24 protein-coding genes and 3 tRNA genes are annotated in these 22,086 nt (G+C 69.6%); 11 read left to right on the top strand and 16 right to left on the bottom strand.

Going from position 1 to position 22,086, the window contains the following annotated elements; all coding sequences use genetic code 11:
• Positions 1-7: 7 nt before the first annotated feature.
• Together gyrA and NFR93_RS14930 are read left to right on the top strand one after the other, a co-directional pair.
• Entirely contained in the window at positions 8-2,563 is a 2,556-nt protein-coding gene (gene gyrA / locus NFR93_RS14925) for a DNA gyrase subunit A (protein WP_251455086.1), read from the top strand.
• Positions 2,560-2,964, top strand: a complete 405-nt coding sequence (locus tag NFR93_RS14930; RefSeq protein WP_251455089.1) for a DUF3566 domain-containing protein — start codon at positions 2,560-2,562, stop codon at positions 2,962-2,964. Before gyrA ends, NFR93_RS14930 begins: the two co-directional genes overlap by 4 nt.
• 27 nt (positions 2,965-2,991) lie before the next feature.
• On the opposite strand, the gene NFR93_RS14935 is transcribed toward NFR93_RS14930, so the two are convergent.
• Positions 2,992-3,705: a VIT1/CCC1 transporter family protein gene (locus NFR93_RS14935; RefSeq protein WP_251455091.1), complete on the bottom strand. Its 714-nt coding sequence runs from the start codon at positions 3,703-3,705 to the stop codon at positions 2,992-2,994.
• 106 nt (positions 3,706-3,811) lie between these two features.
• Here NFR93_RS14935 and NFR93_RS14940 point away from each other — a divergent pair.
• A tRNA-Ile gene (locus NFR93_RS14940) sits at positions 3,812-3,885 on the top strand.
• A 12-nt stretch (positions 3,886-3,897) separates the two neighbouring features.
• Positions 3,898-3,970: transfer RNA gene (locus NFR93_RS14945), tRNA-Ala, on the top strand.
• 14 nt (positions 3,971-3,984) lie between these two features.
• Here NFR93_RS14945 and NFR93_RS14950 read toward each other — a convergent pair.
• Both NFR93_RS14950 and NFR93_RS14955 read right to left on the bottom strand, forming a co-directional pair.
• Positions 3,985-4,458, bottom strand: coding sequence for an aminoacyl-tRNA deacylase (locus NFR93_RS14950; protein ID WP_251455093.1), 474 nt, complete (start codon positions 4,456-4,458; stop codon positions 3,985-3,987).
• Positions 4,451-5,029 (bottom strand): DNA helicase, encoded by a 579-nt coding sequence (locus tag NFR93_RS14955; RefSeq protein WP_251455095.1) that lies wholly within the window; start codon positions 5,027-5,029, stop codon positions 4,451-4,453. Before NFR93_RS14955 ends, NFR93_RS14950 begins: the two co-directional genes overlap by 8 nt.
• A gap of 96 nt (positions 5,030-5,125) precedes the next feature.
• Here NFR93_RS14955 and NFR93_RS14960 point away from each other — a divergent pair, with 96 nt between their 5' ends.
• Together NFR93_RS14960 and NFR93_RS14965 are read left to right on the top strand one after the other, a co-directional pair.
• On the top strand, positions 5,126-5,698 hold the full coding sequence (locus NFR93_RS14960; RefSeq protein WP_251455097.1) for a peptidylprolyl isomerase: 573 nt from the start codon (positions 5,126-5,128) through the stop codon (positions 5,696-5,698).
• Positions 5,699-5,712: 14 nt separating this feature from the next.
• Positions 5,713-6,594, top strand: coding sequence for a rhomboid family intramembrane serine protease (locus NFR93_RS14965; protein WP_251455099.1), 882 nt, complete (start codon positions 5,713-5,715; stop codon positions 6,592-6,594).
• 125 nt (positions 6,595-6,719) lie between these two features.
• Here the strand turns inward: NFR93_RS14965 and NFR93_RS14970 are convergent, their stop codons facing one another.
• On the bottom strand, positions 6,720-6,956 hold the full coding sequence (locus tag NFR93_RS14970) for a cell division protein CrgA (protein WP_251455101.1): 237 nt from the start codon (positions 6,954-6,956) through the stop codon (positions 6,720-6,722).
• 55 nt (positions 6,957-7,011) lie between these two features.
• Between NFR93_RS14970 and NFR93_RS14975 the strand changes: the two genes are divergently transcribed.
• The 3 genes from NFR93_RS14975 to NFR93_RS14985 are packed head-to-tail and all read left to right on the top strand — an operon-like array spanning position 7,012 to position 8,614.
• Positions 7,012-7,833: a class E sortase gene (locus tag NFR93_RS14975; protein WP_251455103.1), complete on the top strand. Its 822-nt coding sequence runs from the start codon at positions 7,012-7,014 to the stop codon at positions 7,831-7,833.
• Positions 7,833-7,988, top strand: coding sequence for a hypothetical protein (locus NFR93_RS14980; protein ID WP_251455105.1), 156 nt, complete (start codon positions 7,833-7,835; stop codon positions 7,986-7,988). Before NFR93_RS14975 ends, NFR93_RS14980 begins: the two co-directional genes overlap by 1 nt.
• Positions 7,985-8,614: an anthranilate synthase component II gene (locus NFR93_RS14985; protein ID WP_251455107.1), complete on the top strand. Its 630-nt coding sequence runs from the start codon at positions 7,985-7,987 to the stop codon at positions 8,612-8,614. The genes NFR93_RS14980 and NFR93_RS14985 overlap by 4 nt, the downstream gene beginning before the upstream one ends.
• Before the next feature lie 3 nt (positions 8,615-8,617).
• Here NFR93_RS14985 and pknB read toward each other — a convergent pair whose 3' ends face one another.
• The 8 genes from pknB to NFR93_RS15025 form a co-directional block, all read right to left on the bottom strand.
• The gene (pknB, locus tag NFR93_RS14990) at positions 8,618-10,312 is read right to left on the bottom strand and encodes a Stk1 family PASTA domain-containing Ser/Thr kinase (RefSeq protein ID WP_285814611.1); all 1,695 of its coding nucleotides are present in this window, start codon (positions 10,310-10,312) and stop codon (positions 8,618-8,620) included.
• A gap of 103 nt (positions 10,313-10,415) precedes the next feature.
• Complete coding sequence (locus NFR93_RS14995) at positions 10,416-11,000, bottom strand: DUF1349 domain-containing protein (protein ID WP_251455109.1); 585 nt, start codon at positions 10,998-11,000, stop codon at positions 10,416-10,418.
• Positions 11,001-11,016: 16 nt separating this feature from the next.
• Positions 11,017-12,816, bottom strand: a complete 1,800-nt coding sequence (locus tag NFR93_RS15000) for a serine/threonine-protein kinase (protein ID WP_251455110.1) — start codon at positions 12,814-12,816, stop codon at positions 11,017-11,019.
• Positions 12,813-14,267: a peptidoglycan D,D-transpeptidase FtsI family protein gene (locus NFR93_RS15005; RefSeq protein ID WP_251455112.1), complete on the bottom strand. Its 1,455-nt coding sequence runs from the start codon at positions 14,265-14,267 to the stop codon at positions 12,813-12,815. The genes NFR93_RS15000 and NFR93_RS15005 overlap by 4 nt, the downstream gene beginning before the upstream one ends.
• Positions 14,264-15,649 carry an FtsW/RodA/SpoVE family cell cycle protein gene (locus NFR93_RS15010; RefSeq protein ID WP_251455113.1) on the bottom strand — a complete coding sequence of 462 codons (1,386 nt, stop codon included), beginning with the start codon at positions 15,647-15,649 and terminating at the stop codon, positions 14,264-14,266. Before NFR93_RS15010 ends, NFR93_RS15005 begins: the two co-directional genes overlap by 4 nt.
• The gene (locus NFR93_RS15015; RefSeq protein WP_251455115.1) at positions 15,649-16,884 is read right to left on the bottom strand and encodes a PP2C family protein-serine/threonine phosphatase; all 1,236 of its coding nucleotides are present in this window, start codon (positions 16,882-16,884) and stop codon (positions 15,649-15,651) included. Before NFR93_RS15015 ends, NFR93_RS15010 begins: the two co-directional genes overlap by 1 nt.
• Positions 16,885-16,902: 18 nt before the next feature.
• Positions 16,903-17,433 carry an FHA domain-containing protein FhaB/FipA gene (locus NFR93_RS15020; protein ID WP_251455116.1) on the bottom strand — a complete coding sequence of 177 codons (531 nt, stop codon included), beginning with the start codon at positions 17,431-17,433 and terminating at the stop codon, positions 16,903-16,905.
• On the bottom strand, positions 17,430-18,167 hold the full coding sequence (locus tag NFR93_RS15025; protein WP_251455117.1) for an FHA domain-containing protein: 738 nt from the start codon (positions 18,165-18,167) through the stop codon (positions 17,430-17,432). The genes NFR93_RS15020 and NFR93_RS15025 overlap by 4 nt, the downstream gene beginning before the upstream one ends.
• Positions 18,168-18,320: 153 nt before the next feature.
• On the opposite strand from NFR93_RS15025, the gene NFR93_RS15030 reads away from it, so the two are divergent.
• Positions 18,321-18,404 (top strand) — tRNA-Leu (locus tag NFR93_RS15030).
• A 61-nt stretch (positions 18,405-18,465) separates the two neighbouring features.
• Here NFR93_RS15030 and NFR93_RS15035 read toward each other — a convergent pair.
• Positions 18,466-18,957: a GNAT family N-acetyltransferase gene (locus NFR93_RS15035; RefSeq protein WP_251455118.1), complete on the bottom strand. Its 492-nt coding sequence runs from the start codon at positions 18,955-18,957 to the stop codon at positions 18,466-18,468.
• Between the two features lie 13 nt (positions 18,958-18,970).
• Positions 18,971-19,627 carry a GntR family transcriptional regulator gene (locus NFR93_RS15040; RefSeq protein WP_251455120.1) on the bottom strand — a complete coding sequence of 219 codons (657 nt, stop codon included), beginning with the start codon at positions 19,625-19,627 and terminating at the stop codon, positions 18,971-18,973.
• Between the two features lie 273 nt (positions 19,628-19,900).
• Between NFR93_RS15040 and NFR93_RS15045 the strand changes: the two genes are divergently transcribed.
• A complete protein-coding gene (locus NFR93_RS15045) occupies positions 19,901-20,107 on the top strand; it encodes a cold-shock protein (RefSeq protein WP_251455122.1) in 207 nt (68 codons plus the stop codon).
• Positions 20,108-20,139: 32 nt separating this feature from the next.
• Here NFR93_RS15045 and NFR93_RS15050 read toward each other — a convergent pair whose 3' ends face one another.
• The gene (locus NFR93_RS15050; protein ID WP_502846309.1) at positions 20,140-21,408 is read right to left on the bottom strand and encodes a hypothetical protein; all 1,269 of its coding nucleotides are present in this window, start codon (positions 21,406-21,408) and stop codon (positions 20,140-20,142) included.
• Positions 21,395-22,078, bottom strand: coding sequence for an HAD hydrolase-like protein (locus tag NFR93_RS15055; protein WP_251455126.1), 684 nt, complete (start codon positions 22,076-22,078; stop codon positions 21,395-21,397). Before NFR93_RS15055 ends, NFR93_RS15050 begins: the two co-directional genes overlap by 14 nt.
• Positions 22,079-22,086: the final 8 nt, after the last annotated feature.

Genomic DNA, 22,086 nt, shown 5'->3' on the forward strand with positions numbered 1-22,086 from the left:
CGAAGACATGGCTGACGAAGAACGCCCCGTAACCCCGCACGATCACGGCAAGATCGATCAGGTCGATCTGCAGCTCGAGATGCAGCGCAGCTACCTCGACTACGCGATGAGCGTCATCATCGGGCGCGCGCTGCCCGACGTGCGCGACGGCCTCAAGCCCGTGCACCGCCGTGTGCTGTACGGCATGTACGACGGCGGGTTCCGTCCCGACAAGTCGTTCTCGAAGTGCTCCCGCGTCGTCGGCGAGGTGATGGGTCAGTACCACCCGCACGGCGACACCGCGATCTACGACGCCCTGGTGCGCCTGGTCCAGCCGTGGTCGCTGCGCTACCCCCTCGCGCAGGGGCAGGGCAACTTCGGATCGCCCGGAAACCAGGGTGCGGCCGCCCCCCGGTACACCGAGACCAAGATGTCGCAGCTCGCCCTCGAGATGGTGCGCGACATCGAAGAGGAGACGGTCGACTTCCAGGACAACTACGACGGCCAGACGCAGGAGCCGACGGTCCTGCCGGCCCGCTTCCCCAACCTGCTCGTCAACGGCTCGGTCGGCATCGCCGTCGGCATGGCCACCAACATCCCCCCGCACAACCTCCGCGAGGTCTCGTCCGGTGCGCTGTGGGCCCTCGAACACCCCGAGGCCACGCGCGAGGAACTGCTCGAGGCGCTGATGGAGCGCATCCCCGGCCCCGACTTCCCCACGGCGGCGCAGATCCTCGGCACCCGCGGCATCCGAGAGGCCTACCGCACCGGGCGCGGGTCGATCACGATGCGCGCCGTCGTCAACGTCGAAGAGATCCAGGGCCGCACCTGCCTGGTCATCACCGAGCTGCCGTACCAGGTCAACCCCGACAACGTCGCGGTGAAGATCAGCGACCTCGCCCGTGAGGGGAAGATCACCGGTATCGCCGACATCCGCGACGAGACGTCGGGTCGCACCGGACAGCGCCTGGTCATCGTGCTCAAGCGGGATGCCGTCGCGAAGGTCGTGCTCAACAACCTGTACAAGCACACGCAGCTGCAGGAGAACTTCGGCGCCAACATGCTGGCGATCGTCGACGGCGTGCCGCGGACCCTCCCGCTGGACGGGTTCATCTCGCTGTGGATCGACCACCAGGTCGAGGTCATCGTCCGCCGCACGCGATACCGCCTGCGCAAGGCGGAGGAGCGCATGCACATCCTGCGCGGCTACCTCAAGGCGCTGGATGCGCTGGACGAGGTCATCGCGCTCATCCGCCGGTCGCCGACCGTGCAGGATGCCAACGAGGGCCTGCAGAAGCTCCTCGACATCGACGACATCCAGGCGCAGGCGATCCTCGACATGCAGCTGCGCCGCCTGGCCGCGCTTGAACGGCAGAAGATCGTCGACGAGGCGACCGAGCTCGAGGCCCGGATCGCCGACTACAACGACATCCTCGGTGACCCGGCCCGGCAGCGGATCATCATCCGCGACGAGCTGACCGGCATCGTCGAGCGCTTCGGCGACGACCGCCGCACCCACATCCTCCACGGGTTCGACGGCGACATGTCGATGGAAGACCTCATCCCCGAGGAAGAGATGGTGGTCACCGTCACGCGCGACGGCTACATCAAGCGCACGCGCAGCGACAACTATCGGCAGCAGCACCGCGGCGGTAAGGGTGTCAAGGGTGCCCAGCTGCGCGCCGACGACGTCGTCGAGCACTTCTTCGTCACGACGACCCACCACTGGCTGCTGTACTTCACCACGAAGGGGCGCGTCTACCGGACGAAGGCGTACGAGGTCCCCGAGGCCGGCCGCGACGCCAAGGGCCAGCATGTGGCGAATCTCCTCGCCCTGCAGCCCGATGAAGAGATCGCGCAGATCCTCGACATCCGCGACTACTCCGTGAGCACCTACCTGGTGCTCGCGACCCGCAGCGGACTGGTCAAGAAGACCCGTCTGACCGAGTACGACACCAACCGCCAGGGCGGCGTGATCGCGATCCGTCTGCGCGAGGGCGACGAGGTCGTCAGCGCGATGCTCGTCGACGAGGGCGACGAGATCCTCCTCATCAGCCGGCAGGGCATGTCGCTGCGCTTCACCGCCACCGACGAGGCCCTGCGTCCGATGGGCCGCTCCACCGAAGGCGTCAAGGGCATGTCGTTCCGCGAGCGCGACAGTCTGCTCTCGGCATCGGTCGCCCGGGACGACGGATTCGTGTTCGTCGTCACCGAGGGCGGGTACGCCAAGCGCACCGCGGTCGACCAGTACCGCACCCAGAGCCGAGGCGGACTCGGCATCAAGGTGGCGCGTCTGAGCGACGATCGAGGAAATCTCGCAGGCGGTCTGATCGTCGGAACCGACGACGAGGTCTTGGTGGTTCTTGCCAGCGGCAAGGTGGTACGCTCTGCCGTGGCCGAGGTGCCTGCCAAGGGTCGCGACACCATGGGTGTCGTGTTCGCCCGTGCCGGCGACGAGGATCGCATCATCGCGATCGCGCGCAACGGCGAGCGGCGCCTGGCCGAGACGGCGGAGTCTGAGGATTCCACCTCTGGCACCCCTGACGCCGCATCCCCGATCCCCGAAGAAGGTACTGACGCATGAGCACGGTAGCCGACAAGCTCGCGAAGAAGTCCAGTGGGCGCACCAGCGCCAAGCAGGTCCGCCTGCGTCTGGTGTATGTGGACTTCTGGTCCGCGGTCAAGCTCTCGTTCCTCGCGGCGATCGCGATCGCGATCGTCACCGTGGTGTCGCTGGTCATGATCTACCTCGTGGTGCAGACGACGGGACTCATCGCCCAGGCCGATGACTTCCTCGGCAGCTTCTCGGACGGCAGCCTGCTGGTCTCGCAGTTCGTGAGCCTGCCGCAGGTCCTCGCGTTCTCGGCGATCGTGGCGATCCTGAACCTGATCGTGATCACGGTGCTCGGCGCCGTGATCGCGGGCATCTACAACCTCGCGGTCAAGGTGACCGGCGGACTGCTGGTCGGCTTCACCTCCAACTGAACGGATGCCGGGGTTTCCGGCATCCGCTCACACCACGGTCGTTCCCAGCAGGGTTCCGATCGCCCAGGTCACGGCGAGGGCGAGCGCCCCGCCGACCACCAGCCGCATCACCGCGCGGCCGACCGGAGCGTCGCCCAGACGTGCCGAGACGGTGCCCGTCACGGCCAGCGCCACCACCACCGCGACGAACGTGATCGGCACCCGCAGCCCGGGCGGCGGGAGCAGGATCGCCAGCAGGGGAAGAAGCGCTCCCAGCGTGAAGGCGACCGCCGAAGACAGGGCCGCCTGCCATGGGCTGACCAGGTCGTCGCGATCGATGTGCAGCTCCACCTCGAGGTGTGCGGCGAGGGCATCGTGCGCGGTGAGCTCCTCTGCCACGACCCGCGCCGTCGCCTCGCTCAGACCCCGCTGGCGGTAGAACTCGGCGAGTTCGGCGAGCTCTTCGTCCGGCTGCTCGCGCAGCTCGCGCTCCTCCTTCGCGATGAGCGCCCGCTCGGTGTCGCGCTGGCTGCTCACCGAGACGTACTCGCCGAGGGCCATCGAGATCGCCCCACCGACGACGCCGGCGACACCGGCGGCCAGGATCGCGGAGATCTCGGTCGTGGCCCCCGCGACACCGACCACCAACGCGGCCACCGAGACGATGCCGTCGTTGGCGCCGAGGACGCCCGCGCGCAGCCAGTTCAGACGCTGACCGATGCCGCCGAGATGCGTCTCTCCGGCGTGGGTGGGCTCCCTCATGCGCTCAGTCAACCACCGCGGCTCCGGCCCGGCGCCACGATTCGAGAATCCGCGCCGATTCGGGTAAAGTCTTGGAGGTTGCCGACGCCCCCGCGTCGCAGCAGACGGGGCTATAGCTCAGGCGGTTAGAGCGCTTCACTGATAATGAAGAGGTCCCAGGTTCAAGTCCTGGTAGCCCCACACGTAAGCCCCGGGGCCTTAGCTCAGTTGGTAGAGCGCCTGCTTTGCAAGCAGGATGTCAGGAGTTCGAATCTCCTAGGCTCCACTCCCCGCCTCCGCTCAGGAGGCCTCTTGCGAGATGTCGGCCACGGTCGCGCCGTACGCCGCGATGAGCGCGTCCGCGTCGACGAAGAGACTGAAGCCGTGGGCTCCGGCTCCCATCGCGATCCGCTCGCCGACGATCCGCTCGTCGGCGTAGACCGGCCAGTCGTGGGTGCTGCCGATCGGCACGATCGTTCCGCGCTCGTAGCCGGTGGCCTCGAGGGCCCGCTCGGGTTCGGGCAGTCGCAGCTTGTTGACGCCGACGACCGCCCGCAACTTCGGCCACGAGATGGCGCGATCTCCGGGGACGAGGGCGAAGAGGTAGGTGTCGTCGCTGCGCTTGACCACGAGCGTCTTCACGATGCCCGAGGGGTGGACGCCGAGAAGCGCCGCCGCCTCGGGAAGACTGTCCGCGACCGGGCGCTCTCGCACCTCGATCGCCAGTCCCCGGGCGGCGGCGGCTTCGTTGACCCGATGAAGCGGATCAGGCATCCGGTGCGCGCAGCGGGTCGTCCGCCACCCACAGCTCGTCGTCGGCGCGCAGTGTCTGCCACGCGGCGTAGAGGACCCCGGCTGCGGCGGCGACGCCGAGGATGATCGCGATCACGCCACCGGCGCCGATCCCGTCACGTCCCGAGTCGGTGTGCAGCTTGCGCGACAGGTTCTTCGTCGCCTGCTTGGAGTACTTGTCGGCCTTCTTGGCGTACTTGCCGCGGTCGAGTTCGAAGCCCTTGCCCTTGGCCAGGCGGGCGCGGGTGTCGTTCGCGGCATCCCAGACCGACATCGCGCTGCCGACGACGGTGCCCGCGGTGGGGACGACCTTGTCGGCGAGGACGTGCTTGGAGAAGGCGACGCTGCGGTCGACGTAGGGTGCGGCGTACTTGTCGTAGCCGTGCTTGACGGTCGGACCCAGGTCCTCGCGACCGTAGGTGCCCAGCTGGCGTCCCGCCTCGCGGGCGACGGCTCCGGCCTCGCCGACCAGGATCTGCTGCGACTCCCAAAGATTGTTGGCCTGCTTCTGCAGCTTACGGAGTTGCTTCTTGCGCTTGCGGCTCAGGCTCACAATGCCCTCCCAGGGTGTGGGGATGTCGGATTCCCCATCTTGCCAGACCATCTCTGTCGCGGGAGGGGTTGCGACGAACTCTGAGACAATGTACGCATGCCGATTCACACTGCTGTCGCCACGTTCCACACCAATCACGGCGACATCGTCGTCAACCTCTTCGGAGACCACGCCCCCCGAACCGTCCAGAACTTCATCGGCCTCGCCGACGGTTCGGGCTCGTGGACGCACCCCGCGACGGGCAAGCCCGGCGAGGGTCCGCTCTACAAGGACGTCATCTTCCACCGCATCATCAGCGGCTTCATGATCCAGGGCGGCGACCCGCTCGGCCAGGGCACCGGCGGACCGGGCTACAACTTCAACGACGAGATCAGCCCCGAGCTGACCTTCACCGAGCCTTACAAGCTGGCCATGGCCAACGCGGGGCTCCGCCGCAATTCGATCACCGGCAAGGCCGAGGGCACCAACGGCTCGCAGTTCTTCATCACCGTTCCCGGCCAGGGCGGCCGCGGACCCGAGTGGCTGCAGGGCAAGCACACGATCTTCGGCGAGGTCGCCGACGACGCCTCGAAGGCCGTCGTCGACGCGATCGCCGAGGTTCCCACCGCCGCCGGCGACCGCCCCCTCGAGCCGGTGGTCATCGAGTCCATCGACATCGCCACGGTCTGACAGGACCGGGGCGCGTGACCACCGACGATTTCCGTCGCAACCGAGAGAACTTCTGCTACCGGCATCCCGACCGTCAGAGCTTCGTGCTCTGCCAGCGGTGCCTCCGTACGATCTGCCCCGAGTGCCAGACCCCGGCGGCCGTCGGCGTGATCTGCCCCGAGTGCCTGCAGGCGCAGCAGAAGAACCAGTCTCCCGCGCAGCGTAAGGCGGAGCGTCGGTGGTCACGCCCCCGCGTACTGGCCGCGACGTCGGATGGACGGCCGGTCGTCAGTTACGCGATCATCGCGATCACGGCGCTGGCGTTCCTCATCGGCCTGGTCCCCGGCGCCGGGCCGGTCGTGCAGGGCGCCCTTCTCTTCTGGGCGCCGGCGCTCTACCCGGATCTCACCGGAGCCTTCCAGCCGTGGCGGCTTCTCACCGTCGCGCTCGTGCACTCCGGGTTCTGGCACGTCGGCCTCAACATGCTGGCGCTGTGGCTGCTCGGACGCAGCCTCGAACCGCTGCTGGGCAGATGGCGTTTCCTCACCCTCTACCTGATGGGTGCGCTGGGCGGTTCGGTCGCCGTCGCGCTGCTGTCGTTCACCACGCAGGTCGTGGGGGCCTCCGGTGCGATCTTCGCCCTCTTCGGCGCGATGCTGGTGATCGGCCGGCACCTCGGCGCGAACATCACCGGCATCGCCATCATCCTCGGCATCAACCTGGTGATCGGATTCATCCCGGGCTTCAACGTGTCGTGGCAGGCGCACATCGGCGGACTCGTCACCGGCGCGCTCGTGGGCCTCATCTTCGCCCGCACCCGCTCGGTGCGCCGTCGCCGCCTGCAGATCGCGCTGCTCGCCGCGCTGGGTGCAGCGCTCGTGGGGTTGCTTCTCGTGCCCCCGCTGCTGTTCTTCTGACAGGAATTACACGCGTGTGATTCATCCCCAGGTGTGGATGAACCTGTGGATAACTCCGCAGCGCGCACCAATGACGAGAGCGCAGGACCCGAAAGCCCTGCGCTCTCGTCGCTCGTACCGCTGGACTACCGCCAGCGCGTGGTCATGAGGAAGCCGATGAAGGCGATGCCGAAGCCGATCACGAGGTTCCAGGCGTCGATGCCGGGGATCGGATACTGCATGCCGCTCAGGTAGAAGACCAGCACCCACACCAGCCCGACGAGCATGAGCCCGATCATGATCGGCTTGAACCACACCGGGTTGGGGGCGGCTTCGCCCTCTGCGCGCTCCACGAGCTCGTCGTCATTGCCTGGTCGTGCCATGCCGAACAGTCTAACTGCCAGCAAGCGCGAAACATGTGCTGACTAGAATCCCCCTGTGTCCCACGCCACGAGTGACCACACGGCCCGCCGCCGGTCCGCTCGACGCGCCGACGGGTCGCCGCCGCGTCGCCGGGTCTCGGTCGTGGGCGTCTTCGGCGAGCTGCTCATCACCGCGGGCGTGCTGGTGTTCCTCTACGTCGGATGGCAGCTGTGGCTGGGCGATGTCATCTACGGCGCGCAGGCCAACGCCGAAGGTGCTGAGCTCAGCGAGACGTGGGCCGAGCAGTACGAGCCGACCGAGCCGGCGCCGAGCGCGACGCCCGACGACACCGCCGAGGCCGAGGCCGAGGCCGAGCCCGCGGCGGTCGAGCCTGTCGTGCTGCCCGAGCCGCAGGGCACCGAGGACTTCGCGGTCATGCGCGTCCCCCGCTTCGGCGACGACTACGCCGTGACGATGGCCGGCGGTGTCACCCGCGCGGGCACCCTCGACCGCGCGCGGATCGGCCACTACCCGGGCTCGAAGATGCCCGGCGAGGTCGGCAACTTCGCCGTCGCCGCCCACCGCACCACGTACGGCGCACCGTTCAACCGCATCGCGGAGCTTCGCGTCGGTGACGCGATCGTCGTCGAGACCGAGGCCGGCTGGTACACCTACCGCTTCCGCACGCTCGAGTACGTCACACCCGACGAGGTGGAGGTCCTCCTCCCCGTCCCGCAAGAGATGGACGCCCCCGCGGGCACCAGGTACCTGACCATGACCAGCTGCAGTCCTCTCTACTCCCTCGCCGAGCGGATCGTCGCGTACAGCGTGTTCGAGTCCTTCACACCCCGCTCGGACGGACCACCCTCCTCGCTCATCGACGCGGCGGGCGCCTGATGTACGCGGCGCTGTGGCGGGTGCTCCCCGGACCCTGGTGGGTGCGGGTCCTCATCCTGCTCGTGCTCATCGCGGCCGTGCTGTACGGACTGTTCTTCTACGCCTTCCCCTGGGTGAGCGAGTTCGTCAACCCGCAAGAGGTCACCGTCGAGTGATTGTCCCGCCGGTGCTGGTCGTCGACAACCACGACAGCTTCGTCCACACGCTCGTCGGCTACCTGCACGAGCTCGGTGCCGACACCGAGATGGTCGAGGCCGACAGCATCCTCGATCCGGATGCCGCTCTCGACGGTCGCCGCGGCATCCTCATCTCTCCCGGGCCCGGAACCCCCGCGGCGGCCGGTGCGTCGATCGCCGTCGTCCGCGCGGCCGCGCGGCGCGGCATCCCCCTGCTCGGTGTCTGTCTCGGGCACCAGGCCATCGCCGAGGCCTTCGGCGCCCGCGTCGACCACGCCCCGGAACTCATGCACGGCATCACCTCGGCCGTGCACCACGACGGGTCTGCGCTCTATGCAGGACTCCCCGATCCGTTCACGGCGACGCGGTACCACTCGCTGGCGGTCGTGCCCGAGACCGTGCCCCACGATCTGATCGTCACCGGCCGCACCGGCAGCGGTGTCATCATGGGCCTCGCGCACCGCACCCTGCCCATCGTGGGCGTGCAGTTCCACCCCGAGAGCGTGCTCACCGAGGGCGGACATCTGCTGCTCGGCAACTGGCTGAGCCAGGCGGGCTATCCGGATGCCGCCGCGCGCGGCGCCCGGCTTCATCCGCGACGGTGAGGCCTACTCTCCCGAGCAGAAGGTCAGCGTGATCGTCGAGCGCACCGGCACGTCTCCGGGAGCCAGCGACTGGCCCGACACGGTCGGCGGCGCCGACGCCGGGCACGCGGTGTCTTCTTCGGTCAGGACCTCGAGCCCCAGCGCCTCGAGCTCGCGCTGCGCGGCGTCGACGGTGTAGCCGCGGACGTCGTTGATCGCGATGCGGCCGGACGCGACGATGAGGTTGACGGTCGTGCCTGCCGGGACCGAGATGCCCGGGCTCTGGTCGGCCGAGATGACGGTGCCCTCGGTGAGATCGGCGTCGTTCTGCCGGCGCACCGAGCCCAGCGACAGCCCCGCGTCGGCGATCGCCTGTTCGGCGGCCTCCTGACCCAGGCCCTCGAGCGCGGGAACCGTGGCCATCTCCTGCCCCTCCGACACGAAGACGCGGACCTGCTGGCCGGGATTCACCGACTCCCCCGCTGCGGGGTCGGTGCGGATGACATTGCCGGCGGCGACCTCGGTGTTGGCCTCGTCGATCCGGAACGACACCAGATCCTCGCCACCCAGCTCGCTGCTGGCGCGCTCGTACGTCATGCCCGTGACGTCGGGGACGATGCGGGCGATGCTCGGCACCTCGGCGCGCGGCTGGATGGAGAGCACCCAGAAGAGCATCGACACCAGGAGGACCGCCAGCAGTGCGACGCCGGTCCAGATCCACGCGACCGGGGGTCCGGGCTGCGTCCGCTTCATGGTCGTGTCGGTGGTCAGCTGCCGCAGCGACCGAGCCGTCTCGGCCGCCTGTCGCGGGTTCGGACCGTACAGCTCACTGGTCAGCGCGCCGAGCTGCCGCTTCGACGGAGCCTTGCCGTCGATGGCCGCGTCGAGCGACTCGCGGAACCCCGCAGCGTCCTGATAGCGCTGGAACGGATCCTTCGCCAGCGCGCGAAGCGCCACGGCGTCCATGGCGCGGGGCACCGACTCGTTGATCTCGGAGGGCGGCAGGGGCGCTTCGCTGACGTGCTGGTACGCCACCGCGACCGGCGACTCACCGCGGAAGGGGGTGCGGCCGGCGAGCAACTCGTAGAGTACGACGCCGGTGGAATACAGGTCGGCGCGCCCGTCGACGGGCTCGCCCTTGGCCTGCTCGGGTGAGAAGTAGGCGGCGGTGCCGAGGATGGTCGTCGTCTCGGCGACGGTGGACGAGCTGTCCGACACCGCGCGGGCGATGCCGAAGTCCATGACCTTGACCTGGCCCGCGGGGGTGACCATGACGTTGCCGGGCTTGATGTCGCGGTGCACGACGCCGGCCCGGTGCGAATACTCGAGGGCCTCCAGGATGCCGTCGACGTAGCGCGCGGCATCCGTGACCGGCACCGGTCCCTCGGCGATGATCTCCTTCAGCAGCCTGCCGCGAACGAGCTCCATGACGATGTACGGAACGGCGCGCACGGTACCGTCGGGGAGGGTTTCGGAGTCCTCTCCGGCGTCGTAGACCCGCACGATCGTGGGATGCGACATGCGGGACGCGGCCTGCGCTTCGAGACGGAACCGGGTGCGGAAGGCGTTGTCGCCGGCGAGCTCGCGGTCGAGGACCTTGATGGCCACCTCGCGGCCCAGCGTGAGGTCGTAGCCGCGGAACACCCGGGCCATGCCACCTCGGCCGATGGGCTCGTCGACGCGGTAACGCCCGCCGAGTACGCGCGGCTCAGCAGTCACGAAAACCCCCCTGATGGAACATCAGCCAGACTATCCGAGGGTCCAGGTCCTGGATGCCGGACTCCCCGGGGGCCGCCTGCCGGCGGTGACGGTTCGAGCCGGATCACCCGGGGTGGAGCGACTCGTCGGCTGCCGTGGTGCGCCATCCGAGGAAGTGCACCGTCAGCCCGGCGCGAGTCGGTGCGCAGCAGAACGGTCCGGCGTGAACGGCTGCGCCCGAGCGCAAGGGTGCGACGCGCACGAGCCGCCACGGCTCGTCATCCGCCCGGGCCCGGATCGTCACCGCCCCCGCGGACCAGCTCGCTCGCGTCGTGACGATCCTTCCGGCCCACTCGGGCACGGGCGAGAGCGACCAGTCGGACTCGCCGCGGGTGACCACGGCTCCGAGGCTGTCCTGGCCGTCGCTGTGCTCGATTCCGGCCTTGATCCAGTTCTCGTCGTCGATCTTGAGGAACACCCCGGCTTGGTCGAACTGCGAGGAGAAGTCAGCGCGGAAGGTCACCTCGACGGCCCGGCCTTCGTTCAGGGGTGTCAGAAGCGCGTGCTCGGTGTCGTGGATGAACCCGTACGACGTCGTCCGCCACGCATCGCTGCCTTCCTTCGCGGTCACGAAGAGGCCGTTCTCGGCGACGCGCGTCTGTTCGGGCTCCGTCGTCCAGCGACCCTCGGTCCATGCCACGTCGGTCATCGCACCGCCCCCACTCTCAGGGGGTCGTCCCGCCCTCGCCCGAGCCTTCGCCCTCGCCGTTTCCGTTGCCGTTTCCGTCACCGGGATCCGTCGTCGGCACCGCCTCGATCGTCGCGGCCGCCTCCGGCGACGCCGGAGAGGTGCGCTCGCCGGACGGGCCTCCGGTGCAGGTGACGGTGTACGACACCGTCACCTGGCCGGTGGCGTCGGCGGGGACGGTGAGCTGGGTCGTGCGGTCGCCCGCGCCGAACGAGGACTCCGTGCCGCCGTTCGGGAAGGTGCCGTTGGTGGCCGTGAAGTTGTAGGCGCTCGGCGATCCCTCGCCCGACGGGCAGGAGTACTGCGACCAGTTCACCGTGATGACGCCGCCCGCCGGGGTGGTCGACGGGGTGAGGGTCGCTGCGCCCGGCGCCTCGAGCGGCACCTGCGCGCCGTAGAACGTCAGGTCGATGGTCGTGCCCTCGGGCACGCGGCCGGTCGGGTTCACCTCGTACACGAGTCCCTGCTGGGCCTCGGTCGGCGCGGAGTTGCCTTCGACGCAGTTGGCGACCAGACCGGCGTCTTCCACGACGACGCGGGCGTCGTCGCACGAGATGTCGGTGAGTGCGAGCGAGCGCACGTCCACGAGCTCCTCGGCGGGCTCGGTCGGCGTCGGGGTCTGGCTCGGCGTCGACCGCGGTGTCGTCGACGATGCGGTGGGACTCGACGTCGGCTCGTCGCCCTGGTTCGCGAGCAGCGCCCAGATCGTGCCACCGAGGATCAGCAGCAGCAGCAGGATGAGCGCGATGAGCGGCCACGTCCACGGGCTGCGCTTCTTCTTCTCGGGCTCGGCGTCCTCGGCCGTCTCGGTGACCGTCGTGGCACCCATCGGGACCGCACCGGGCAGCAGCTGCGTGGTCGCAGCCGTTCCGCCGGCGGCGGTGAGCAGCTGCGTGGCCTCATCGGCGAGCACGGCGCCCCCGGCGACGGCGGGCACAGCGGCCGCGGCGGCGGCGAGGTCGCCGCGGCGCAGAGCGGTGGCGGCCCGCGCGACGGCCGCGGTCGAGGCGGGACGCTCGTCGGGCTTCTTGGCGATCATCGCCATGACGAGGTTCTGCACCGGCTCGGCCACCGTCGGCGGCAGGGGCGGCGGCTGCTCGTTGATCTGCGCCATGGCGATCGCCACCTGCGACTCGCCCGTGAAGGGGCGCTTGCCGGCGAGCGACTCGTAGGCGACGATGCCGAGCGAATAGATGTCGGTGGCCGGGGATGCCGGGTGTCCGGAGGCCTGCTCGGGCGACAGGTACTGCACCGTGCCCATGACCTGGCCGGTCGCCGTCAGCGGCACCTGGTCGGCGATACGGGCGATGCCGAAGTCGGTGATCTTGACCCGGCCGTCCGGGGTGATGAGGAGGTTGCCGGGCTTGATGTCCCGGTGGACCAGGCCGGCCGCATGTGCGGCCTGCAGCGCCGCCGACGTCTGCGCGACGACATCGAGGGTCTTGTCGGTCGACAGCGTGCCGTCGCGTTCGAGGATGGTCGACAGGGCCTCGCCGGGCACGAGCTCCATGACCAGGAACGCACTGCCGGCCTCCTCGCCGTAGTCGAACACGCTGGCGATGCCTTCGTGGTTGACGAGCGCGGCGTGACGGGCCTCGGCGCGGAAGCGCTCGAGGAAGCCCGGATCCCCCATGTACTCGTCTTTGAGGATCTTGATGGCGACGGTGCGGCCGATCACGTGATCGGTCGCCTCCCAGACTTCGCCCATGCCGCCGATGGCGATCCGCGATTCCAGCTCGTAGCGGCCGCCGAAGGTCACTCCCTGCGTCGGTCTCATCTGCCCAGCACCGCCTCCATGACCGTCTTCGCGATAGGCGCGGCGATCGTGTTGCCGCTGCCCGATTGTCCTTGGCCTCCGCCGTTCTCGACGACCACCGCAACGGCCACCTGGGGGTCTTCCGCCGGGGCGAATCCGGTGAACCACAAGGTGTACGGTGCGTCGGATCCGTTCTCGGCGGTGCCGGTCTTACCGGCTACTTCGACCCCGTCTATTCTTGCACCCGACGCCGCGCCGTCACTGACATTGGCGACCATCATCTGCACCATCTCCTCGGCGAGGTCCTCTTCCAGCGCCCGGCCGAACTCCACGTCGTCGAACGTCTGCTGCACCGAGAGGTCGGGGGCGATCACCTGATCGACGAGGCGCGGGCTCATCACGACACCTCCGTTGGCGATCCCGGCCGAGACCATCGCGATCTGCAGCGGCGTCGCGGTCACCTGACCCTGCCCGAACCCCGAGAGCGCGGTCTGGGCGTCGTCGAGGCCGGTGGGGTAGCTCGAGGCGGTGGACGACTGCGGCACCTCGAACGAGAGGTTGAATCCGTACTTCTCGGCCTCGGCGCGGATGGCCTCATCGCCGAGTTCGACTGCGAGTTCTGCGAACGGGATGTTGCAGCTCAGCCGCAGGGCGTCGGCGATCGTGACCTCGTCACCCGAGCCGCATCGGCCGCCACTGGCGTTGTAGACCACCGCGCTCGACTGCGGGAGGGTGTACGAGGCGGGGTTCGGCAGCTCGGACTCGGGCGTGTACTCCCCCGAGGCCAGGGCGGCCGAGGCGACGACCAGCTTGAACGTCGAGCCCGGGGGATTCAGATCGCCGGCGATGGCCCGGTTCGACAGCGGGTCCGCCGGGTCGGCGACCAGTTCGTCGAAGACGCGATTGACCTCGGCGGTGTCGTGCGATGCCAGCAGGTTCGTGTCGAAGCTCGGGCTGGTCACCATCGCCAGGATGCGGCCGGTGTCGGGCTCGATCGCCACGACGGCGCCCTCGAGGTCGCCGAGCGCTTCGAACGCCGCGCGCTGCACGTCGGGGTCGACCGAGACCTCGACGTTCGAGCCGCGCGGCGGCTGGCCGGTGAAGATCCGCTCCATTCGCGTCAGGAACTGCGAGTCGTCGGTGCCGCTGAGCATCTGGTTCAACGCCAGCTCGATGCCCGTCGCTTCGCCGAGCGGGGGCAGGTAGCCGGTGACGGGAGCCCACATGGGGGCGTCGGCGTATTGCCGCTGCCAGCTGTAGATGTCGTCGGAGGGCACCGAGGACGCGATCGCGGCACCGCCCGCGATGATCGAGCCGCGCTGCACCTCGTACGAGTCGTACAGCGCCCGCGTGTTGGCGGGGTGGTCGGCCAGGGTGTCGGCCTGGACGACCTGGATCACGCTCGTCGAGGCGAAGAGCGCGAAGAACATCAGCATCATGATGACGCTGAGCCGGCGCAGTTCCTTGGTCATCCGATCACCACCCGCGGGCGTGAACGCACGGCATCCGAGATCCGCAGCAGCAGGGCGACGATGATCCAGTTCGCGATGAGCGAGGAACCGCCCGCCGCCAGGAAGGGGGTGGTCAGTCCGGTCAGGGGGATGACCCGGGTCACGCCGCCGACCATGATGAACACCTGCAGCGCGATGGTGAACGACAGCCCCGTGGCCAGCAGCTTCCCGAAGTCGTCCTGGCCGGCCAGGCCGATGCGGATGCCGCGACTGGTGAACACCATGTACAGGCACAGGATCGCGAACAGGCCCACGAGGCCGAGCTCCTCGCCGAGGCTGGGGAAGATGTAGTCGCTCTCGGCGACGGGCGTCAGGTAGGGACGCCCGAGTCCCAGGCCGGTGCCGATCAGGCCCCCCTGCGCGAGGCCGAAGATGCCCTGCACGAGCTGGAAGCTGCTGTTGTCCATGAGCGCCGGGTTGAACGCGTCGAGCCAGTTGGTGAAGCGGCCCTGCACGTACGGCAGCACGCGCGAGGCGAGCAGCGCGCCCGCGGCGGCGAGGATCACGCCGAGGAGCACCCAGCTGGTCTTGCCGGTGGCGACGTAGAGCATGGCGACGAACATGCCGAAGATCAGCAGGCCGGTTCCGAGGTCGCGCTGCATGACGATGATGCCGAGCGAGACGAGCCAGATCACCAGCAGCGGGCCGAGTTCGCGCGCGCGCGGCCAGGTCATGCCGAGGAAGCGGGTGCCGACCGAGGTGAGGCTTTCGCGGGTGCGGACCAGATAGCCGGCGAAAAAGACGGCCAGCGCCAGCTTCGCCAGCTCACCGGGCTGGAAGGTGAAGAACCCGACGTCGACCCACACGTCGGCGTTGCCGCCGCCGCTGAGGCCGGGGATCACGGGGAGGATCAGCAGGCCGATGCCGGCGAATCCGAAGATGTAGGTGTAGCGGAACAGCACGCGGTAGTTGCGTAGGAGGATGACCACGACGATGGCCAGCACGAGGGCGATCCCCGCCCACGCGAGCTGCCGGGTCGAGAAGGCCTCCCAGCCGTTGCGGTCGCGCGCCAGATCGATGCGGTAGATCATCGCGATGCCGAGGCCGGTCAGGAGCGTCGCGATGGGGACGACGAAGGGGTCGGCCGCACGCGCCTTCAACCGCAGCACGATGTGCAGCGCCACGATGAGCGCCGTCGGGCCGCCGCAGTAGACGACGAACGTCCAGTCGACGGCGCCCAGTTCGCCCAGCTGCACCAGCACGAGGGCGCCGGCGTTGATGGCGAAGGCGAATACGAGCAGGAAGAGCTCGCGGTTCCGCTGGGTCTGCGGCACGCGGATGCGCTTGAGCGCGCGGATCACCGCCGTGTCGGTCGACAGCTGGTCAGCGGCCGGTGCGGACATCAGTCACCTCCCGAGACGGCACGGAGCCGGTCGACGATCGCGCGGGCGTCGTCCAGCGACGACGCGCTGATGGTGCGCTCGACGGTGGCCCTGGTGAACGGCGAGAGATCGTCGAGTTCGATGCCGGTCTCCTCGTATGTGGTCGACAGCGAGATCGGCCCGATGTCCTGCTGGATGCCGCGGAAGATGACGACCGAGTCGGTGTCGGCCCCTACGTAATACCGCGTCTGCGTGAACTGGTATACGCCGAACATGCCGGCGGCCAGGAGCGCGAGGACGAGCACGAGGCCGGCGATCCATCCCCAGCGACGGCGACGCGCACGACGGCGGTCCTCCTCGATCAGCTCCTCGAGGAACTCCGCGGCCGGCTCGAAGTGGGTCGGCTCGTTGGCGGCCTGGCGGTTCGGGTGCAGCCAGCTCGTGCGCCCGGGACGGGCGGCGGGCACCTCGACCCCGATCGGGTTCGACGCCGATCCGACGATCGTGGGTGTGCCCGAGAAGACCGGATGCGCTCCCCCGACGTCGATGATCACGATCGTGACGTTGTCGGGGGCGCCGCCGTCGAGCGCCTGACGCAGCAGGTTGTCGGCGGTCCGGCCCGGGGCGAGGCCCGCGGCCATCGCCTTGGCGGTGTGCGGGTCGTCGACGACGCCCGAAAGACCGTCCGAGCACAGCAGCCAGCGATCCCCCGGCTGGGTGGGCATAATGAACGTGTCGACCTCGGGGTCGGGATCCATGTCGCCGAGCACCCGCATGAGGACCGAGCGGCGCGGGTGGAAGCGCGCCTCTTCGGGCGTGATGCGACCGGAGTCGACCAGACGCTGCACGAACGTGTGGTCGGTCGTGATCTGGGTGAGCGCCTCGTCGCGGAAGAGGTAGATCCGCGAGTCGCCGATGTGGGCGATCACGGCGTACTCGTCGACCATGAGCAGCGCGCTGACGGTGGTGCCCATGCCGGCGAGCTCGGGGCGCTGGTGGACGGTGTCGATCAGGTCGGCGGCGGTGTCGGTGATCGCCTCGCGGAGGACCCGCTCGGCGGTCGAGGTGGAGTCGTACGGCACGTCGATGCGCTGCAGGCGGTTGACGGCGAGGCTCGAGGCGACGTCGCCTCCGGCGTGACCGCCCATGCCGTCGGCGACCACGAACAGGTTCGATCCGGCGTAACCGGAGTCCTGGTTGTTGGAGCGCACCTTGCCGGTGTGCGAGATCGCGGCGCTCGAGCCCTGGAAGACCATGAAGAGAGGTCCGCCCGTCTACTTCCGCAGCTCGAAGGTCGTCGCGCCGACCTTGATCGGGGCGCCCACGACGACGGGCACCGGCGTCGAGACCCGGGCGCCGTCGTGCCACGTGCCGTTCGTGGAGTCGAGGTCCTGGATCATCCACTGATCGCCCCACAGCAGCAGGCGCGCGTGGTGGCTCGAGGTGTAGTCGTCGCGGATGACCAGTCCCGATTCGCTCGAGCGCCCGATCGTGAGGGGCTCGGACCCCAGCGGCAGCTCCAGTCCGGCTTTCGGGCCCGACGTGATGACGATGCGGGCGACCGCGTCCACGGTGGCCTTGCCGCCCTTCGAGGCCGCGGGCATCGCGCGCGGCGGGGTCGAGGGCGACGAAGGTCGCGCAGCGGTCTGGCCGACCGGCGCCGCGGCCGCGGGTGCGGCATCCGGCATCTTGCGCACCTTCACGCCGAACAGATCCGCGCGCAGCGAGTAGATGACGGCGAACACGAAGAACCACAGCACCAGCAGGAAGCCGATGCGCAGCAGCAGGAAGGTCAGTTCGCTCACGTCAGCGGCCCCTGCTCTCGGACGTCGTAGGCGCGGGTGACGTCGTCGGGCAACGGGGGCTTCGGTGGGGTCGCCTGCGCTATCACGCGGAACACGATATCGGTGCGGCCTATGGTGACGGTGGAATCCGGTGACAGGGGCGCTTCGGTGACCGGGCGTCCGTCGAGCTTCGTGCCGTTGGTGGACTTCATGTCGCGCACCATGGCGCGCTCGCCGTCCCACAGGATCTCGACGTGGCGGCGGCTCGTTCCGGAGTCCGGGATCGTGATGTCGGCGTCGCTGCCGCGCCCGATGACCGTGCGGGATTTGACAAGCGGATGCCGCTTGCCGGCGATCTCGACCACACCGCGCCACGCCACCCGACCCTGGGCGGCCGAGCTCTCCACGCGCAGGGTGCCGGTGGCGACCTGCTCGTCGCGGCGCAGCTCGATCGTCACCGGACCGGCGAAGGAGTACCCCTGCGCCCGGGCGTGCGCGTGGACGAGGGAGTCGAGCTCCTCGGGCAGCGCGTTGCCGAGCGCGGACATCTTCTCGTGGTCGTCGGCCGACAGCAGCACCACGAACGTGTGTGGAGCGAGGATGCGCTCGCGACTGACCACGGCGGCCTTCTTGTCGAGCTCGCTCCGCAGCGCGGAAGCGATTTCTACGGGCTGGATGCCGCTGCGGAAGGTCTTGGCGAACGCGCTGTTGACGGCGCGCTCAAGACCTTTCTCGAAGCTGTCAAGTAGTCCCACGGGGCTCCTCGGAGGGCGGTGCCGGATCGCTACATGCTAATTGCACAGTCTGTACGGGGTGTGGACGCGGTGCGGCTCCGCGCGGGATCGGGGCACCTCCGACCCCGTGATACGATCGGGAGTCGAGTTCGGAGCGCCCCGGTGCACCGACTCGCGCGAGTGGCGGAATAGGCAGACGCGCTGGCTTCAGGTGCCAGTGCCCGAAAGGGCGTGGGGGTTCAACTCCCCCCTCGCGCACAGCGAGATGAAGGGCTCCCGAGAGGGGGCCCTTCATCGTTTCCGGCTGCGGCCTCGGTCCTCAGACACCGTCGAGGGCCGGCACCAGGGTGAAGACGATCTCCTCCACCTCGCGCCCCACACCCGGTGCGAACGCGACGTTCCGCGAGACCTCGGTGAAGCCGTTCCGCTCGAGCACGGCGATGGAGCCCGCGTTGTGGGTCGCGGCCCGGGCGAAGAGCGGGCGGATCGGCTCGCGCGCGACGAGCTGCCGCAGCGCCTCGGTGGCGACGCCGCGACCGCGGGCGTGCCGGGCGATCCAGAAGCTGACCTCGCGGTCGTCGTCGACGGTGAAGGCGGCGGCGGTGCCGGCGAAGCCGCCGTCCTCGGTCACCACCCAGGACTGCACGCCCGGCGACTCCAGCTGGCGGCGGATCCACGCGTCGAACGCCCCGCGGTCATCGGGGTCCTCGGCGGTGAAGGCGGCCTGGGCGATCGCGTCGGGGTCGCGCATCATCTCGAAGATCGCATCCAGATCGTCTTCGTCCACGGCGCGCAGTTCGATGTGTCCCACGCGACTCACCCTCTCACGCCGGTGTGACGATGTGGTTGATCTCGAACAGCAGCGCCTCGGCCCGCCGGCCGTCCCGGTCTGCGACCGCCTGCCGCAGGGCCCGGTAGCGCTCGGTGCGGGCGTCGGTGTCTTCGACCGGCGGGGTCCACGCCTGCAGATTGCGCTGGAGTGCCAGGCCCGCCTCGCGCATGATCGTCACGAAGACGTGGTTGCCGGTGGCGCGGATGACGAGTTGGTACAGACCGACGGTCGCGCCGAGGATCGCGAGGTGATCGTCGCGCGACGAGGCCTCGACGAGGGCGTCCACTGAGCCGATCAGATCGACCAGCTGCTCATCGGTGCACCGCGCGAGGCCGAGGATCATCGCGTCGCCCGCGACGTACGTCATGAACTCGATGGTGTCGGCGTTGGCGCGGGGGTGCAGCTCGCTCACCCGGGTGTAGCGGTTGGCGGCGACTTCGACGAGGCCCAGGCGCTCCAGACGCTGCAGCGCCTCGCGGACGGGCGTGCGCGACACTCCGAGACGGCTGGCGAGCTCGACGTCGCGCAGTCGGTCGCCGGGCCGCAAAGTGCCGCGGATGATCGCCTCTCCGAGGACGGAGTAGACGTCGTCGCCGAGCGCCGTGCCCTCGCGGGGCGTGAGTGGCGTGAAGCCTTCCGTGTCGATCATGGCGCCCTAAGTGTACGGAACGGTCATCGATCTCGCCCCACCACCGGTATATCGGTACAGTGTGAGTGGTCACGCTCGGCGTGGCCGATCCGGGGGGATCCGTCGACGTCCGGGCTTCGAGCACCGCTCAGCCCGGGCGTTCGATGGTGCCCGGCGGGTGTGCAACATTTTCGTCACATCGCCGAAGAGCCTCGATTTCGCCCGACCGCCTTCGTTAGCGTGGAAGGCGATCCAGCGCCGTCGGCGCCGGGCAGCGCGAAAGAACGGCGATTGATGAGTACGCAGGGCACGGTCAAGTGGTTCAACTCGGAGAAGGGCTTCGGCTTCATCGCACCCGATGAAGGCGGCGCGGACGTCTTCGCCCACTACACCGCCATCCAGGCGGGCGGCTACCGCTCGCTCGAAGAGAACCAGCGCGTGGAGTTCGAGATCGCGCAGGGCCCGAAGGGCCTCCAGGCGGAGAACATCCGCCCGATCTGATCATCAGTCGCGCGCGCTGATCGCGATCGCGGTCAGCGCGCGAGTCTGCTGTAGTCGGCGAGGGCCTTCGCGTCCTCGGCCTCGCGCATGGCGCGGCGGGCCGCGTCGAGAGCGTCGACCGGGTCCTGCGCCTGACGCGCGTCCGCCAGCTCGCGCTGCGCGGACAGGAGTCGGGCGCGGGCATCCGCGCCCCCGCCGGAGTGGGCGATGGCGCCTTCGGCCTGGGCGACGGCCGCGCGCGCAGCCGCGAGCGTTCCCGGGAGCGCCGTGCGGGCGCCACGCAGACGCTGCTGAGCGGTGTGCGCGTCCCCGAGGGCCATGTCCAGCCGATCGCGCACCCGGGCGATCTCGTCGATCGTCTTCGTCGGCCGACGTGCGGCGCGAGGCTCGAGACCGTCGAGGTCCGCCGACAGCGCGCGCAGCTCGCCGCCGAGCCGCTCGGCCTCGGCTGGTGGCAGATGCGACCGGACGGTCTGCGCGTGGCGGAGGGCCGCCCTCGCCGCATCGAATTCGCCCGGCAGCGCCTGAGCCGCCTGTGTGACGAGGCGGTGCGTCTCTTCGAGGATCCGTGCGTCCGCCTCGGCGCGACGCAGCGCCCGCTCGGCCTCGGCCAGTTCGGTCAGCACCGACCGTGTGGGGTTGCCGGCATGCGCGGCCGCCTGGGACAGGATGTCCTCCGCGGATGCCGCGGCGTCCCGTGCGCCGCGGGCCGCACGCGCGGCATCCGCCCACTCCGCCTCGTCGAAGCGCGCCGACAGATCCGCGATCAGAGCGGCCGGGTCGCCCATCTCGGCGCGGAGGCGTTCCAGGTGCCCTCTCGCGGCGGCGACCTGATCGACCGCCGAGATGTTGGCGGCGACCCACGCCGCGTGCTCCTCGCGGGCGGCGGCGATCCGCCCGAGCGCCTCGTCGGTGCGCCGCTCGATGCGCACCGCCCCGCGTCGCAGCTCGGCGGGGTGCAGGCCCGGCCGGCTCAGCCCGCGGTACTCGTCGAAGGACTCGTCGCGCACGTGCTGCGCGGTCATGCGCGCGCGGCGCAGGGACGCCGGCGCGGTGCCGCCGTACAGCGCCCCGGACAGTGCCACCTCGAGGTTCAGTTCGTCGACGGCGTCGTCCAGGCGCACCAGCTGCACTCCCGCTCGAGCGCGCACCTGCTCTGCGGCCGCGCGGGCCCTTGGCGACCGACGCGCGCGCTTGACCGCCCACACCGCCACGAGCACCAGGAGCGCGGCGGAGCCGAAGACGACGGCCGCGGGGATCAGCCAGTCGAGGATCCCCCCGTCGGTGTCAGTCACCGGCATCCTCGAACATCAGCAGCGCGCGCAGCTGGTCGACGTCGTCGACGGCGGCCTGGGCGCCGGCGGATTCGTGGGGCCAGCTGAAGCCCCACCGCACGAAGATCACCGGCACGCCGTGCTCGGCCCCGCCCTCGACGTCGTGGTGGCGGTCGCCGACGAGCACCGGCCGGGACGTGTCGACGCCGGCTGCGGCGAGGCGGCGCAGCGCTTCGGCGACGATGTCGGCCTTGGCGCTGAGGGTGCGCTCGTCGCTGGTCGCCCCCACCGTGGCGGTGAGCGCGGACGAGAGATCGAAGTGGTCCATGAGGGCGACCACCTGCACCTCGGGCTTCGAACTCGCGGTGGCCTGGGGGATGCCGGCCGCGGCGAGGTCGCCGATGAGTTCGGCGACGCCGTCGAACAGGCGGGCGTCCTTGGTGTAGCCGTCGGCCTTTCCGAGCGTGCGGTAGAAGCGCACGGCCTCGGCGGACTCGTCGGGGGTCATGCCGACGTTGACCTGGAAGGAGTCGTACATCGGCGGACCGATCCAGTGCACGAGCTCGGCGCGGGTCGGCGCGCGCTTGCCGAAGTGCTCGAGGGTGATCGTGAGTCGGCGGAGGATCCCAACTGAGGCATCGACGAGGGTGCCGTCGACATCCCACAGGATGCAGGTCCAGGGTGAGCGCATCGGCATGACCCTTA

It is taken from the genome of Microbacterium sp. Marseille-Q6648 (genome assembly GCF_943181415.1).
Lineage (GTDB): Bacteria > Actinomycetota > Actinomycetes > Actinomycetales > Microbacteriaceae > Microbacterium.